Source organism: Jeotgalibacillus proteolyticus (genome assembly GCF_002926065.1).
GTDB lineage: Bacteria > Bacillota > Bacilli > Bacillales > Jeotgalibacillaceae > Jeotgalibacillus > Jeotgalibacillus proteolyticus.
Window position 1 is genome coordinate 364,720 of the sequence record NZ_PREZ01000005.1, and the last position, 15,708, is coordinate 380,427.

Below are 15,708 nucleotides of genomic sequence, written 5' to 3' on the forward strand. Positions count from 1 at the left end.
TGAAATATACGAATTTCAACCTCAATGGTACGTTAAAAACCTATTAATTCCTTCATTTCTTCAAGCCGGGATCGCGAAAGAGGTAATTTCACCTTGGGGTTCCCTTTCAAAATTAATGTGTAACTGTTTTTAGAATAACTAACTAATTCGGATACACGCTGCAAATTAATTAAATAGGAACGGTGGCACCTGAAAAAGCCGAATTTCCCTAACTTTCCTTCCAGTTCATTCATTGTTAAATCAGACGGAAAATATTCTTCACCGATACGAATATTACTCACACTGTTTATGCTTTCTATAAAATCAATTTCATCCGGACTAAAAAAGATCGTCTTATCCTCCAGCTTACTTGACACTTTATAAACAATGCTTGGCTTTATCTCCTTCGGCTCATCTTTTATCTCGTCGTCCGGCTCTGCCTCAATTGCGAGATCGGTCTTTTGCAGACCGGTTTGAGGATAATATCGATAAACCTCCTTGCTTAACAGCAGGAGCTCTTCTATGTAATGGGAAGTAAACAAAATGGTGATCTTTGCGTTCCGCAAATGTTCCACCCCTTTTAAGTACAGTTCAATGCCTTCATCCGTTAAATTGGTTAGAGGACTTTCAATTAACAACAGCTTGGGAGACATCAAAAACATACGAAACATACTGACTCTTCGCATCTGATCGATCGTCAGCCGTTTTATTTTTGTCTGCCACACGTCAGACAGTGAGAATGCCGCAATATAACCTTCTGGAGAAGATTCAAAATCCGAAATTTTCTTAAAGAAATTCAAATAACCCTGCACCGTTAAATTTTCATACAAGCCATCTTCTCTAATATCAGCTAATACGGAATTTGTTTCTCTATAAATATGTCCGCTAGAAGGTGTAATTTTACCCGAAAGCAGTTCAAAAAAAAGCTCACTTTCTTCTCTGGACATTTTGATGCCGATTTGGGAATACTCCTCAATCATCAAATCTATCCCTTTTAAGACCGTGCGATTATTCTTCTGCTTCATTACGTTTTCTAACGTCACTAAGTTCATTCGTACTCGCCATCCGTTTCTGATGTTTTTTACTTTATAGATTACATACTAGAACATGAAATCTGGGAAAGATACCTTTTTATTTATTCTTACAAGATGCAAGTGCCCTGCCCCGTAATTTTTTAAGAAACCTCACCCATTGGTTTTTAATGATCATACATTTCCATCATTTCCTTTTGTACCATATAAAAATTAAAGCTTGCCTCCCCACCAATGCTTGTATCAGTTGACACTCAATTTGTATTTGTTAAGCCTCAAAATTTTTATAAACCGTTCTTCCTAAAAAAGGAAGCTGCTTTTTACTGCATCAGCTTCCAGGGGATCTATCCTTTTTAAATTATTCAAATGCCCTTTGATAATTGGTAACGCTTTTCAAGGCCTTCTCTTCTGCCGGAATTCGGACAGAAAGCATAGCTGCATTCAGGAGGGTGAAGACTGCTGCGGTGACATAGGCCTGAAAAATGAGTGGCAGGAGGAGGATTTCAATGGTTACGATTACGTAGTTGGGGTGCTTTATAAAGGCATAAGGTCCTCTTCTTACTACCTTCGCTCCCGGCAGAATGAGAATCTTTGTGTTCCAAAAACGTCCTAATGAATATAAGCACCATACTCTGAGGACCTGGGTTAAAATAAAAAGAAACGCGAGAAACGGCCATATAGGTGAAAGTGGTTTATTTGATGCCACAGTCTCAACGAGCAGGCAGATAAAAAAACCGGCGTGAAGGGCGATCATAAAGGGATAATGGGAAGCGCCTGCTTCAAATGCTCCCCGCTCTCTCATCCATTTTTCGTTTTCCTTTGCCAGTACAAGCTCTGCCAGCCGCTGAAGCAGCACGGCGCTATATACAAAATAAAAAATCATGTCCTCTACCTCCTTAGCCCCATTTCAACAGCAAAAGTTCGCCGCTAAACCCCGGGCCAAGTGCTGTCATTAGCCCGTACTCTCCCGGTGCACATTCGCCCGTTTTCATAAATTCCTCCAAAACATATAAAACGGTCGGTGAAGACATATTCCCGTTTTGAATTAGCACTTCTCTTGAGTGGCTTGTTTTTTCAGTTGAATAGTTCATGGCTTTTTCGTAGGCACGGAGTACCTTTTTTCCTCCGGGATGAGCAACAAAATGGGAGATGCTTTCAGTGTTTATATGTTGATCCGAGAGAAATTGCTGAACAAACGGACCAAGCCACCCGCCAATAATGGATGGAATATCCTTTGAGAAAACAACATGCAGCCCGCTGTTTTTAACCTCCCACCCCATGACGTCCTCAGAGTCTGGCATCCATTTGGAAGCAGTCGATATAATATCCGGCACAGGTTTTTTTGTTCTTATATCCGATTGGTCTCCCGCAACAAGCGCACAGGCCACCCCATCGGCGAATAAAGAGGCGCCAATCAAATTGCTTTTTGACCGATCTCCATGCTGAAAGGTTAAGCTGCAAAGCTCAACACAAAGCACAAGCACCTTTGCAGAAGGATGTGCGAGGCAGTAATCATATGCACGGCTAAGTCCTGCGGCACCGCCTGCACAGCCCAGGCCCCAGATCGGGATCCGTTTTAGCGTATCTTTAAAAGGAAGCTTATTCATAATTCTTGCATCCACACTTGGAGTTGAAATTCCCGAGCTTGAAACAAATAGGATCGCATCGATATCCTCACAGGAAATGTCATCCTCTAAAAACGTCCTGTTTTTTAAGCAGGCTATAATCGCTTCCTGCCCTAATTGTGTGGCAAGTTTTATATAAAGCTCGTTTCGTTCCTCAAAATCATGTGGTTGTTCAAACCATTCTAACGGCACGCAAAAATGTCTTGTTTTAATTTCACCATTTTGAAAAACGTTCATCAGGCGGTCTATTTCATTAAAATCGTGTTGAAATAATTTTCGCGTCAGGGCTGCTGTATCTTCCTGATTTACTTTATACGCCGGTTTATGGGAGCTGACAGATAAAATCTTTGGCAAGGAACTTCCCTCCTGGAAATGAACTCAGATTTCACTAGTATTTCCCTGCCATGGGGTTTTAAACAAAAAAAGAGACCGGGACAAATGTCGTCTCAGCCTCTTTTTACCCGATTCACTGCGCTTCAGGGGGATGCTTTTCCGCGGGACGGGTCCCTTTGCTAACTTGCTTCGCAAGTGGATCTCAAGCTCCCGCTTCCTCTAAGCAGGAGTCACCCCCTTACGCGCCATTCACCTCACGTTTCTATAATTATTGTTATGTCACGGACTTTTTTTAAGAATCCATTCTCACTAATACACGTCCGCGTATTTTGCTTTGTAAAATATCGCGCATTGCTTCAGGTGTTTCTTCCAGGGAAACCTCTCTGTCTATCAGATCAGTAATATCATCAAGCTTTAAATCACTGGCAAGACGGGTCCAGATCTCCTGTCTTAGCGGCATTGGACAATAGGCTGAATCTACTCCAAGGAGGTTTACTCCCCTTAAAATAAATGGATGAACCGTCGTAGGAACGTCGGTGCCTCCTGTTAATCCGCTCACTGCCACGGAACCGCCCTGTTTAATTTTGCTGAGCACAGCTGCCAGGCTTTTGCCGCCTACAGGATCGACAGCCGCCTGCCAAATGCCTTTTTGCAGGGGCTTAAGCTTTCCGCCATCATATACCTCTTCACGTGAAATCACGCTGTCGGCGCCTATTTTTTTCAAATGTTCATGTTCAGCTTCCTTGCCCGTGCTTGCGACGACTTTATATCCACGCTTCGCAAGCATCGCAACGGCCATGCTTCCAACTCCCCCGGTAGAACCGGTTACAAGGACCTCTCCCTGATCAGGCGTAAGACCGTTTGCTTCTAATCGATGGATGGAAAGAGCTGCAGTAAAGCCTGCCGTTCCATATACCATTGCTTCTTTTAAGGTCATATTCTGTGGCAGCGGCACAACCCATTCTGCCGGTATGCAGGCAAACTCACTGTAACCTCCATAATGAGAGACACCAATATCGTAGCTTGTTGCAATAACATGATCACCCTCGTTAAAGCGCGGGTCTGTCGTAGAAACGACTGTACCTGCAAGGTCAATTCCTGGCACCATCGGATAGGACTGGACAATTTTTCCGTCTTTGACTCCTGCAAGCCCATCCTTAAAATTAACACTTGAATAGGCAACCCTGATTAAAACATCTCCTTTTGGGAGACTGTTTTGTTCGATGTTTTTGACCTCTACTGTGACATCTTCCTCTTTTTTATCTATTACTACTGCCCGGAAACTCGACATCATTACCCACCCCTTATCAGTTCATTTTTCTCCTTATTTTTGAAACATATGGATTATTTGATGCCCAAAACCTCCATGGATAATCCCGGGCTTCCCCGGTATTATCTATGCCGATTCTGGGTCCAGTTGATATAGCAAAGGAACTTTTCGTCCATCCTTCACAAATTAGTAAAGGCGGGGAGGTAAAATGATTACCATAGTCGTCCATCGTTATACCCAAGGCTTTTGTTAATTTACCCGGACCGTTCGTCCATTCAAACTGAGGACGGCCAGCCCGTCTTATTTCCATCAGAGATTTTCCTTCAAGCGGTTCGACTGCCCGGATTAAGACTGCTTCCGGTCTGCCGATTTCACTGCTTACTACGTTGACAAGCGTGTGCGTGTGCATGGTATATGTATACACCGATCCAGCCTGCCCAAACATAATCTCCGTTCTTTTTGTTCTTCGATTGCCAAAGCTGTGAGCTGCACGGTCCTCAGGTCCCATATAGGCTTCCGTTTCCACAATATACCCTGAAGCGAGCCCCTCCTCCGTTTCCTTTACCAGCAAACAGCCTAAAAGGCTCTTGGCAAGCTCAAGTGTAGGCTGGCTATAAAAGGCTTGCGGTAAAGCTTGATAATGCTCCATTGGTCGAACGCTCCTGTCTTATAAAAGCTAACTGTTACTCTACATTCCCTTATGATGGGCTGTCTGAAACGCTGTATAAAATATTTTCCAGTTTTAAATAAAGAAAGTTTTACACCGGACTAAGGAAAAAAGTTATGTATAACGACAAAAAAACGACTGACAGAAAATCTGTCAGTCGTTCCGGATTGTAAAAATTATAATTTTACAACGTTAGCAGCTTGGTCGCCACGGTTACCTTGAGTGATATCAAAGCTTACGCGTTGGCCTTCTTCAAGAGATTTGAAGCCTTCTCCAGTGATAGCTGAGAAATGTACGAATACATCTTCGCCGCCTTCAACCTCGATGAAGCCAAATCCTTTTTCTGCATTAAACCATTTTACTGTACCTTCGTTCATGGTAAAACCTCCAACAATTAATTAAATTTTACTTAACGCTGTAAAAATAGACAATCCACATGTTAACACGAACTACACTGTCAAAAGAAATATAATTCCTGTTAACATGTGAATTAAAAGATTGTTACTTATTAAGCATAGACCAATCTTAGCACGTATAAAAACAAATAGCAACCCTTTATCGAATAACTTATTTAAAGGATCTTGTCAACGAGTTTTTATTCTGTTTTTCGACAATTTTTTTAATTTTTTCTCTATTTTAATACAAAAAAGTCCGCATTTTTGGCGGACTTAACTTCTTTAATATTTTTTTGTCTTTCTGTTCCTCATAAACTTTCTTATAATCGGGTAAATAATTGGACCGAATTTAATAACATTACGCACTAATTTTCCCATAATATTGATCCCTCCTGTTTTGTTTAGAATATTCCCTATAGGAGGCTTCGACAAACATCCCTATTTCTTTTTACACAAAATGGCAGGAAACAAAATGGTCCTTCTTCACTTCTCTCCATTCAGGCTTCTGGGCTGCACATCGATCCTGTGCAAGCGGACAGCGCGTCCTGAATACACAGCCGCTTGGCGGATTAATCGGACTGGGCAGCTCTCCTTGTAATAAAACCCGCTCCCTTTGTTCTTCTATATCAGGATCAGGAATAGGAATAGCAGATAGCAGCGCCTGGGTGTAAGGATGGAGTGGATTGTCGTAAAGCTCTCCGCTTGAGGTCAGTTCCATCATATTGCCAAGATACATAACCCCGATCCTGTCAGAAATATGCTTAACCATCGACAGATCATGTGCAATGAACAAATAAGTTAACCCTTTCTCCTCCTGCAAATCCTTTAATAGATTAACGACCTGGGCCTGTACCGACACGTCCAAAGCTGAAATGGGCTCATCCGCAATAATAAAGTCTGGATCAAGAGCCAGCGCACGTGCAATCCCGATCCGCTGTCTTTGTCCTCCGCTGAACTCATGCGGGTAACGATTTGCATGATCACGGTTTAATCCCACATCCTCCAAAAGCTGATGCACTTTCTTTTTTAACTCTTTCTTATTTTTAATCAGCCCGTGTATTTCAATCGGCTCTGAAATAATTTCAAGTACAGTGGATCTCGGATTTAGGGAGGCATAAGGATCCTGAAAAATCATTTGCATATTGCGAAGAAAGGAAAAGCGTTCTTTTTCATTCATTCCGTGAACATTTTGCCCTGCATACTCCACCTCTCCTGCTGTCCGGTTATACATTCCCATAACAGTCCGTCCAGTCGTGGATTTTCCGCAGCCTGATTCGCCGACGAGCCCCAGCGTCTCTCCTTTAAAGATATCAAAGCTTACGCCATCGACAGCTTTCAGAAGCTGATTTTTCCCCAAGTCAAAATGCTTTTTAAGCTCCTTAACCTCTAATAACACTTCATTTGCCATCGTAATGCCTCCAGTATTCTATTCTCCGGTTCATTCTTTCCAGTACCGCCGTGTCTCGCACCATTCTTTTTCATAAAAGCTTCCTTGTATTGTTTGAATCTCTATTTTTTTGCCTGGTGTAGGAGAATGAATCATTTTTCCATCCCCATAATATATCCCTACATGATGCAGCGTTCCCTTTCCTTCTTCATAAGCAAAGAACAGTAAATCCCCAGGCTGGACGTTTTCTTTTTCAATGTGAAGTCCGCTTTTTGCCTGGTCAGATGCATCTCTCGGGATGATATAGCCATTTGCTCTTAGCATGGTGTAGGAAAACCCTGAGCAATCGTAGCCATAGCTGCTCATTCCGCCCCACAAATACTCAAGCCCCGTAAATCTCTCTGCTTCCCTGACAATGCTTTGTCCATTTTTCGTTGGAATTGCCTGAATGGAGGGATATGTAGTAACAGCTTCTTTTTTTAAAAAGGCTGCACCATGGGGAGTGATGACCTCCCAAAAGTGATCATGCTCCTGTGAAATGGGCAAAAGGGTGTTAAAGCTTAAAGGAATGATTTCCTGGCCTTTTTTATCAAAAAGCATAACTGATTTTTCTTTTACTCGAGCTATTGGAAGCTGATGAAGCTCTTCGATGTCTTCGTTTTCAGCTTTGGTCAACTGGACAGCAGGTATCCACCCCGGGTAGCCCCTGGAGTCCTTTTTGGATGCCTGGCTTGGGATGACGACCTTTGCAAAGCCTTGTTGTTCGTCTGTGATGTAGACGGTTTCTCCATATAAGAGTTGGGACTGGACGCGGTTTTCGTCAAGCAGGGCTTTTTTATCTTCAGCAGTTAAACCGCTGATCCAGCCTTTTGCGTTCACCGGGTGCTGGATGGCTTTTTGGTCAACGGCTCGTACGGATGCCGGTTCTGTCCAGAGGGTCGCGACGGTTACATTAACCTGTGCTGCGCTGATGCTCAAACTGATCTCCTCCCTTGTTGAATGAATGGTTATAAACCCGTTCGGGTAGGATGCTCGCTTTCCGCGGGTGTCTCGCATCCTCCCCTCACTCATTTTTGTTTTTTAGTTTGTAATTCCAGTAATACCAAGTCCCGGAGCTTCGGACAGATGCATTTTTTCTCCTCTGTACTCCACTCCGCCGCTGACTATATCCTTTGCGAGAAGAAGTGGTGCATCAAAATCAAAGTGAGTGATATTATGCTGGCTTGCTGCAAAATGAGCGGCTGCTGTGATGCCGATTTTTGTTTCAATCATGCTGCCGACCATGCAGGGAACGCCGTAGGCTTCTGCCAGCTTATTGATCGTCAGGGCCTGGTGAATGCCTCCTGCTTTCATGAGCTTAATATTAAGCAAGTCAGCGCTTCTTGTTTGAAGCACCTGGATCGCATCCTGAGGACTAAACACGCTTTCGTCAGCCATAATAGGTGTCGATGTATGATCAGTCACCTGCTTAAGCCCCTGAATGTCGTGTGCCTTAACGGGCTGCTCCACAAGTTCAATATCCATCCCTGCGTCCTCCATCTTACGAATCGCATAAATAGCTTCCTTGGCGGTCCAGCCCTGATTCGCATCAAGTCTCAGTCTGCACCCGTATCCCGCTTTTTCTCTAATGGCCTTGATCCGGTCAAGATCCTGCTGAATGGTGCCTGTCCCAACCTTTATTTTTAATATGGAAAAGCCATCCTGTACAAACTGGTGAGCGTCCCCAGCCATTTCTTCCGGCTCATTTACACTGACTGTATAATCTGTGAGGAACTCGGTCTTGCTTCCTCCTAAAAAATGAACCAGCGGCATTCCTGCATACTGAGCCAGCAGATCATGGATCGCACAGTCAAGCGCCGCTTTTGCACTTGTGTTATTTACCATCGATTTATTTAAACGAAATAATAGATTTTCTCTTTCAAGCAATGACTCGTTTAACAGGACAGGCGCCATAACCTCATTGATAGCAGCTTCAATACTTGCAAGTGAATCTCCTGTAATTACATGGGTGGGAGGCGCTTCCCCGTAGCCTGTTTTTCCGTCCTCAGTCGTCATTTTCACCCCGACACTTTGAGCAACAGCCAGCGTTCTCAAGGCGGTTTTAAACGGTTTTTTTAATGGTACGGTAATTTTGAATGTCTCTATTGCCTGGATCTTCATCCTACTGAACCCCTGGCATAATCGTCAGAGATTTTGTTTTGGAGGATAGTCTGGCTTTCACTCCTAAAGGAATGGAAAAATGCGGTTCGCAATGGCCGATTTTAAAGCCTTTTAAAACAGGCGTTTGGAGTCCGCCAAGATAATGCTCTAGCACCTCATCTAGCGAAAGAGAAGGCTTGTTATTAGTAGGGACCGCATTTTTAAAATCTCCAACGACTATTCCCGCTGCTGCCTGCAGTTTTCCTGCCATTAATAGCTGGTTCAGCATCCCGTCAACCCGGTAAGGCGGTTCATCTATATCCTCGATAAAAAGAAGCTTTCCTTCTGTATCAAGCTCATAAGGTGTTCCAATTGAGCTTTGAATAAGCGAAAGGTTTCCGCCAACAAGATCTCCTGTCCGTTCCCCTTCTGAAATGACCTCAAGCGGGGAGATCTGCTCGCTGTAATGGAGCTCCTTCGGTTCAAAAAGCTGCAGGAACATTTTCTTTGATAAATCCTGAAATTCCTCTTTTCCAACATCTGATGCAAGCATCGGTCCGTGGAAGGTTACGAGTTCTGTTTCCTGTCTGATGGCGGTGTGTAAAAAGGTTATATCACTGTAGCCCCAAAATATTTTAGGGTTATTCTTAATTAGGCTGTAGTCGATATGGGCTGCTATTCTAGCTGTGCCATAGCCGCCGCCCGCGCAGATGATCGCATCAACTGACGGGTCGCTGAACATGGTGTGAAGGTCACGAAGGCGGTTTTCGTCTGTTCCAGCCAAATAGCCGTACACTTCTTTCACGTGACTGCCTATTTTAACGTTTAGGCCAAGCTCCTTTAGAAACGAAAAGGATTTTTCGAGATTTTCCTGATTGGGGGGGCTTGCCGGGGCAATGATCCCGACAGTGTCCCCTCTTTTGAGTTTTTTTGGCAGTATCATGTACATTCTCCTTTCTTTGCTCTGAAAAATAAGGAATGACCCTTCCTTTTCACAGCAAAGAAAATAATCCGTCATATGAAAGGAAGCGCAAAAGAAGCGCTCCCTCTACATTAAAATTAGTCCGTTGATTTAAACTGCGATAAAGCTGTTATTGTTTGTCAGCCCATTTCAGTTCTACATAGCCCACCGGGTGGCGTACGATGTTGTTCACATCATCTGCATACAGGTAAACCTGGTTGTAGAAGTAAAGAGGGAAGATTGGCATTTCATCCATTAACAGCTTTTCAGCCTCATATAACAATTCAAAACGCGCCTGCTCATCTGCTTCTGTTTTTGCGTCTGCAATCAGTTGATCGTATTCTGCATTTGACCAGCCCGTACGGTTCATAGAAGAGTCCGTGATAAAGCTTTCAAGTGCATTGATTGGATCCGCATAGTCATGCAGGAAGGAGCTTGTTGTAAATTGATGCTGTAGTGCACGCTGCTCGTCAAGGAAAACACTGCTTTCAGAGCTTCTAAGCTCCAGGTTAATATCAAGTGTCTCATTAATCATTTGCTGAATGCTTTCAGCTCTTACACGGTTTGCTTCTGTATTACTATATGACAAAGTGACCTGAGGAAGTTCGTCATACCCTTCTTCCTCCATGCCTTCTTCAAGAAGGGCTTTCGCTTCATCCGGGTTATATTCGAGTAGATCTCCATTCGTTTCACGGAAATCATTTCCATCTGCATCGGTAAAGCCTGGTGCTACAAAACCGTAAGCCGGCTCTTCACCCATTTTCGTTACATAATCAACAATTTCCTGCTGGTTTACAGACATCGCAATGGCTTTTCTGATTTTCTCATTTTGGAATGGCTCTTCTGTCACGTTAAAACGGTAGAAGGCAAGACCAGCCTGATCCTCCATGACTACATTGTCACCATCAATTAATTGATCAGCGACATCTGCAGGGATTTCTGAAATATCCAAATCTCCGCTTTCAAACATTTGATATTCTGTATTTACATCGTCCACCATAGCCCAGTGAACTTTATCCAGCTTTACTGTATCTGCATCCCAGTACTCTTGGTTTTTCACCATGACAAGCTCACTTGAATGCTCCCATGATTCAAGCATGAAGGGACCATTTGAAACAAACGAATCTGCTTCTGCATACCACTGAGGATTTTCTTCAGCGGCACTTACATTTACCGGGAAGAAGGATGGATTTGAGATAATGTTAAGGAATGCTCCAGTCGGCGCATTTAGCGTTACCTCAAAGGTTTTTTCATCAATGGCTTCAAGACCAAGAGCTTCTGCATCACCCGAACCGCTGTTAAAGTCTTCTGCTCCTTCGATAAAATAAGCAAGAAACGCAGCAGATGAAGCAGTAGATGGATCGAGCATATACGTCCATCCATAAACAAAGTCTTCAGCTGTAACAGGGTCTCCATTTGACCAGTTTGCATCTTCTCTGATATGGAAGGTATATGTCAGGCCATCCTCAGAAACCTCCCATGATTCTGCGACAGCTTCCTGCGGCTGATGATCCTCTCCAAGACGGGTTAATCCTTCCATCAGGTTGTTAAGGACATTCCACGATGCAGCATCAAAGCCGATCGATGGGTCTAATGACGTCGGTTCTGTTCCATTATTCATTCGTAAGACCTTTTCACCGCTTGACTCCTCTTGATTTTCATCATCGCTGTTCTCCGGGTCTTCACCGGCCTCTTCATTGGCTGTACATGCTGCTAATACAAGCACCAGCATGATTGAGAACAAAAAGATTCCCCACTTTTTCATCTTGTTTCCCCCTTTTATGTAGTAAAAGCCCCGGCTTAAAAGCTGTTCGGCTTTCGAAGCGTCTCTTTTAAGCCAGGAAATTAACGCTGAGCCCGTTCATCGAGCAGCCAGCAGTTGACACCATGAGATTGGGAAAGAGCTGTTTGCTGCGGCATTATTTTTTCACATACTGTCATCGCATGCGGACATCTTGCGGTAAATGGGCAGCCGACAGGAGGCGCAAAAAGATCCGGCGGTGTGCCTTCAATCGGCTCGAGCGGCTTCCCTTTTAAATCCAGACGCGGTACGGAATTAAGCAGCCCCTGCGTGTAAGGATGCTTGGGCTCGTAAAAAATTTCCCGCTTCGTTCCGGTCTCAACGATTTTCCCTGCATACATAACAGCAATCCGGTTGGCAATCTTAGCGACAACGCCAAGATCATGTGTAATTAAAATAATGGCTACTCCCGTTTTTTGCTGGATTTCTTCAAACAGTTCCAGAATTTGCGCCTGGATGGTTACGTCAAGAGCGGTTGTCGGTTCGTCCGCAATTAATAGCTCTGGCTCACACATTAAAGCAATCGCGATAACAATTCTCTGTCTCATTCCTCCGCTGAATTGGTGAGGATATTGCTTCATTCGTTCAGTTGGATTCGGAATGCCGACCAGCTTCATCATCTCAATCGCTTTTTTCTTTGCATCGGCTGTTGAAATGGAGGTATGCTGCATTATTCCTTCGATTAGTTGATCACCGATTTTTAATGTTGGATTCAATGCAGTCATTGGATCCTGAAAAATCATGGAGATATCAGCGCCTCTGATTTTCCGCAGTTCATTTTTTGCAAGACCGGTTAAATCCCGGCCATTAAACATAACCTGTCCATTTGTAATTTTGCCTGGCGGTGATGGGATCAGCCCCATAATGGCGCTTGAGGTTACACTTTTGCCGCACCCGGATTCCCCGACGATGGCAAGTGTTTCCCCCTTCATAATGTTAAAGCTTACGCCCCTTACTGCCTGAACGGTTCCGCCATACGTTTTAAAGGTTACTTCAAGATTGTCTACTTGAAGAACCGGCTGTTCATACGTCTTGGCTTTTGGATTCTGTTTTATCTTTTCATCGTTTGCTATCTTCATCGTTTCTCTCCTATCATTTGCGCAGCTTCGGATCCAGCGCGTCCTGAAGTCCGTCTCCCAGTACATTAAACGCAAACATTGTTAAGGAAATAAAGAGCGCAGGGAAAAATAATCTCCACCAATGCCCCGATATAATAGTAGAAAGGGCATCATTGGCCATTACTCCCCAGCTTGCATGGGGCGCCTGTATGCCAAGTCCTAAAAAGCTTAAAAAGGCTTCTGCAAAAATAGCTGTCGGAACGGTCAACGTCATTTGGACAATAATCGGTCCCATCGTATTTGGCAGCAGATTCTTTTTAATAATCCGGGAGGTTTTAGCCCCGAAGGATTGGGAGGCGGCTACAAATTCATAGTTTTTAATTTGCATGACCTGTCCCCTGACAATCCTCGCCATTCCAATCCATCCTGTCACTGTCAGCGCCACAATAATCGTTGTCAGGCTCGGTCCCATGACAACCAGCAGCAAAATAACAACCAATAAATATGGCAGGCCGTATAAAATCTCTACGATTCTCATCATAACTGAGTCTGTACGCCCGCCCTTATAGCCGGCAACCCCGCCGTAAATAATGCCAATAAAGAAATCAATTAACGCAGCGGCGAGTCCAACAAAAAGGGAAATTCTTGCCCCGTACCACGTGCGGGTAAAAACATCGCGGCCAAGATTATCTGTTCCAAAATAATGATTCATACTTGGAGCCTGATTTTGATTAGGCAGATTCTGCGCCGTTGGTGAATGCGGAGTCAGCAATGGACCAAAAATGGCCATTAACGCCAAAAGAACTAAGAAAACGAGTCCGCCCATAGCAAGCTTGTTTTTCAACAGTCTCCTCCATGCATCCTGCCAATAAGAAAGAGACGGGCGTACTACATCCTCTGCTTTTTCACGATTCTTGCCGATCGGTTTGAACCAATCCTCCGGAATATCCTGTTTAGACGGAAGATTTGTTTGCTGTTTATTCACGTCTACTCTCCCCCTTTTGCGTTTAGCTTGATTCTAGGGTCAAGTAAGCTGTATGCAATATCCACGAGAAACAGCATGAACACAAGAATAGAGCTGTAAAATACCGTTGTTCCCATAATGACGGGATAATCACGGTTATTAATGCTGTCAACGAAATATTTCCCCATGCCCGGGATCGCGAAGATTTTTTCAATAACAAATGTCCCTGTTAAAATTCCTGCAATTAATGTCCCTAAAATCGTGACAACAGGCATCATCGCATTTTTCAGTGCATGCTTTATGATAATCCTGAACGGTGTAAGCCCCTTGGCTTTTGCCATTTTGATATAGTCCTGCGTCAGCACCTCAAGCATACTGGATCGCGTTAATCTGGCAATGATGGCCATTGGCCCGGTTGCAAGTGCGAGTGTCGGCAGCACCATATGAGCAGGGCTAGACCATGTTGCTGCAGGAAGAATGCCCCAATTAACGGCAAACTGCTGAATGACAAGCGTGGCTAACACGAAGTTTGGGATCGATATGCCAAGCACTGCAAAGGTCATGGCAAGATAATCAATAAAGCCGTTGTGGCGTAGAGCTGCGATAATGCCGAGGGTAACTCCTGAGACCAGTGCCGTTAAAATGGTGATAATCCCAAGCTCAAAGGAAATCGGAAACCCTCTCGATAAAAGGTCATTTACCGTCTGGTTCGGGTTTTTAATTGACGGGCCAAAATCAAATGTAATAATACTTTTTATGTACATCGCGTATTGAACATATAATGGCTGATCGAGTCCGTAAAATGCTTCTAAATTCGCCTGCACGGCCTCACTTGTTCCCCTCTCCTGGTTAAATGGAGAGCCCGGGATGGAGTGCATTAAAAAGAAGGTCAGTGTGGCAATTAAAAGAACGGTAATGATCATGATGAAAAAACGTTTAACTATGTATTTAGCCACTCTGTCTGCCTCCTAACAAAATGTGGTGCGCATCGCAAGCTCTGTCATGACAAGCATTGCCTGATACGCCTCCAGGATTGTTTTTGCTTGATAGGTGACAATACAGGTGCCGGGAATAATCGCAGCACCAGGCATCAGACTGGCCCATTCAGCTTCTCCGTAATTTGTAAACTCCACTTTTAACACCGGATTTTCCGGCGGAGCAAGCGGGGAGCATTGAGCCCTGTTTTGCAGCGCAAGAGCGGTTTGTTTTGTTAAGAGCTCTCCCGCTTTAACAGGTGTAAGACTTTTTACCGCAGACCTGGAAATGGTCTCCTTTACAGCTGCAGTATGTACGCCCTTTAAAAGCAGATCAGCTTCTTTTGCCACACAGTCATCTCCTGCCACTAATACCACAGGAACTCCATAGAAGCCTGCAACATAGGCGTTAAAGCCAAGCTCTCCTATCGGCTCATCGTTTATGTACATATTCCTTGCGCCCCATGTCATCGCATGCGACATGACACCCTTTTGACCGGCTCTGGCATGATACCCAATGAAAATCGCCGCATCCATACTGGCATCAAGCCCCTGGACCATTGAAAAAGGCTTTACATCTCCCGTGATCAGCATTGCGTCAGGATGCAGTTCTTCAATGAGCAGATTATTCATTTTAGAATGAGAATCATTCACCAGTACCTCTGTGGCTCCCTGGTCAAAAGCTGCCTGAATCACATAGTTTGCTTCACGGGTCATAATTCTTCTTCCCCGTTCATAATTCTTTTCGTTAGAGCTGACGTATGTATAGTCCGGTAATCCAGTGATGCCTTCCATATCTACAGATAAATATACCTTCAAGACCCCTAACCCCTTTTCTCTCAAAAGCTTTCATATTATTCTATTAAAATCACAATTTTCTCACTACTATACCAAAATAAAGCAGTTCCTTCAAATGAAGGAAGGACTATTTAGAGGCGCATAAGACGTAAAACGGGGTCGTCTCTGAGGGTAAAAATCCCTATTTTACCAGTGTTTCTACATATTGATCTGTTAAAATCACCCAGACGAAATTTATTTTCATCAAGGAGGCAGAGTAAAGAAGAAAAGCACCATCCCAAAAGAATGATGCCTCTCTAAATTGAGCATATATTGTTTGGCCGAAA

The 15,708-nt window shown here is 43.9% G+C and carries 15 protein-coding genes; all 15 read right to left on the reverse strand.

The features are described from left to right. Positions 1-32 precede the first annotated feature (32 nt). A complete protein-coding gene (locus C4B60_RS14895) occupies positions 33-1,031 on the reverse strand; it encodes a LytTR family transcriptional regulator DNA-binding domain-containing protein (RefSeq protein ID WP_104058810.1) in 999 nt (332 codons plus the stop codon). 337 nt (positions 1,032-1,368) lie between these two features. Beyond that, on the reverse strand, positions 1,369-1,893 hold the full coding sequence (locus tag C4B60_RS14900; protein WP_104058811.1) for an isoprenylcysteine carboxyl methyltransferase family protein: 525 nt from the start codon (positions 1,891-1,893) through the stop codon (positions 1,369-1,371). A 13-nt stretch (positions 1,894-1,906) separates the two neighbouring features. Next, positions 1,907-2,989 carry a type III polyketide synthase gene (locus C4B60_RS14905; protein ID WP_104058812.1) on the reverse strand — a complete coding sequence of 361 codons (1,083 nt, stop codon included), beginning with the start codon at positions 2,987-2,989 and terminating at the stop codon, positions 1,907-1,909. Between the two features lie 271 nt (positions 2,990-3,260). Next, positions 3,261-4,262: an NADPH:quinone oxidoreductase family protein gene (locus tag C4B60_RS14910; RefSeq protein ID WP_167578679.1), complete on the reverse strand. Its 1,002-nt coding sequence runs from the start codon at positions 4,260-4,262 to the stop codon at positions 3,261-3,263. Between the two features lie 13 nt (positions 4,263-4,275). Then, positions 4,276-4,887 (reverse strand): DNA-3-methyladenine glycosylase, encoded by a 612-nt coding sequence (locus tag C4B60_RS14915; protein ID WP_104058814.1) that lies wholly within the window; start codon positions 4,885-4,887, stop codon positions 4,276-4,278. 194 nt (positions 4,888-5,081) lie between these two features. After that, positions 5,082-5,282, reverse strand: coding sequence for a cold-shock protein (locus C4B60_RS14920; protein ID WP_104058815.1), 201 nt, complete (start codon positions 5,280-5,282; stop codon positions 5,082-5,084). Positions 5,283-5,748: 466 nt separating this feature from the next. Then, entirely contained in the window at positions 5,749-6,708 is a 960-nt protein-coding gene (locus C4B60_RS14925) for an ABC transporter ATP-binding protein (RefSeq protein WP_104058816.1), read from the reverse strand. Between the two features lie 30 nt (positions 6,709-6,738). Further along, a complete protein-coding gene (locus C4B60_RS14930; RefSeq protein ID WP_245153995.1) occupies positions 6,739-7,665 on the reverse strand; it encodes a C40 family peptidase in 927 nt (308 codons plus the stop codon). A 102-nt stretch (positions 7,666-7,767) separates the two neighbouring features. Continuing rightward, on the reverse strand, positions 7,768-8,847 hold the full coding sequence (locus C4B60_RS14935; protein ID WP_104058818.1) for a mandelate racemase/muconate lactonizing enzyme family protein: 1,080 nt from the start codon (positions 8,845-8,847) through the stop codon (positions 7,768-7,770). A gap of 1 nt (position 8,848) precedes the next feature. Next, entirely contained in the window at positions 8,849-9,769 is a 921-nt protein-coding gene (locus tag C4B60_RS14940; RefSeq protein ID WP_104058819.1) for a S66 peptidase family protein, read from the reverse strand. Positions 9,770-9,917: 148 nt separating this feature from the next. After that, positions 9,918-11,552 carry a peptide ABC transporter substrate-binding protein gene (locus C4B60_RS14945; RefSeq protein WP_104058820.1) on the reverse strand — a complete coding sequence of 545 codons (1,635 nt, stop codon included), beginning with the start codon at positions 11,550-11,552 and terminating at the stop codon, positions 9,918-9,920. Positions 11,553-11,632: 80 nt separating this feature from the next. Next, the gene (locus tag C4B60_RS14950; RefSeq protein WP_104058821.1) at positions 11,633-12,667 is read right to left on the reverse strand and encodes an ABC transporter ATP-binding protein; all 1,035 of its coding nucleotides are present in this window, start codon (positions 12,665-12,667) and stop codon (positions 11,633-11,635) included. A gap of 13 nt (positions 12,668-12,680) precedes the next feature. After that, on the reverse strand, positions 12,681-13,631 hold the full coding sequence (locus tag C4B60_RS14955; protein WP_104058822.1) for an ABC transporter permease: 951 nt from the start codon (positions 13,629-13,631) through the stop codon (positions 12,681-12,683). A gap of 2 nt (positions 13,632-13,633) precedes the next feature. After that, positions 13,634-14,566 carry an ABC transporter permease gene (locus tag C4B60_RS14960; protein ID WP_104058823.1) on the reverse strand — a complete coding sequence of 311 codons (933 nt, stop codon included), beginning with the start codon at positions 14,564-14,566 and terminating at the stop codon, positions 13,634-13,636. 12 nt (positions 14,567-14,578) lie between these two features. After that, on the reverse strand, positions 14,579-15,403 hold the full coding sequence (locus C4B60_RS14965; RefSeq protein WP_104058824.1) for a M55 family metallopeptidase: 825 nt from the start codon (positions 15,401-15,403) through the stop codon (positions 14,579-14,581). Positions 15,404-15,708 lie beyond the last annotated feature (305 nt).

Coding starts and splice junctions, on each gene's coding strand:
- C4B60_RS14895 (WP_104058810.1), bottom strand. CDS start 1,031: ATGAACTTAGTGACGTTAGAAAACGTAATGAAGCAGAAGAATAATCGC.
- C4B60_RS14900 (WP_104058811.1), bottom strand. CDS start 1,893: ATGATTTTTTATTTTGTATATAGCGCCGTGCTGCTTCAGCGGCTGGCA.
- C4B60_RS14910 (WP_167578679.1), bottom strand. CDS start 4,262: ATGATGTCGAGTTTCCGGGCAGTAGTAATAGATAAAAAAGAGGAAGAT.
- C4B60_RS14915 (WP_104058814.1), bottom strand. CDS start 4,887: ATGGAGCATTATCAAGCTTTACCGCAAGCCTTTTATAGCCAGCCTACA.
- C4B60_RS14920 (WP_104058815.1), bottom strand. CDS start 5,282: ATGAACGAAGGTACAGTAAAATGGTTTAATGCAGAAAAAGGATTTGGC.
- C4B60_RS14925 (WP_104058816.1), bottom strand. CDS start 6,708: ATGGCAAATGAAGTGTTATTAGAGGTTAAGGAGCTTAAAAAGCATTTT.
- C4B60_RS14935 (WP_104058818.1), bottom strand. CDS start 8,847: ATGAAGATCCAGGCAATAGAGACATTCAAAATTACCGTACCATTAAAA.
- C4B60_RS14940 (WP_104058819.1), bottom strand. CDS start 9,769: ATGATACTGCCAAAAAAACTCAAAAGAGGGGACACTGTCGGGATCATT.
- C4B60_RS14945 (WP_104058820.1), bottom strand. CDS start 11,552: ATGAAAAAGTGGGGAATCTTTTTGTTCTCAATCATGCTGGTGCTTGTA.
- C4B60_RS14950 (WP_104058821.1), bottom strand. CDS start 12,667: ATGAAGATAGCAAACGATGAAAAGATAAAACAGAATCCAAAAGCCAAG.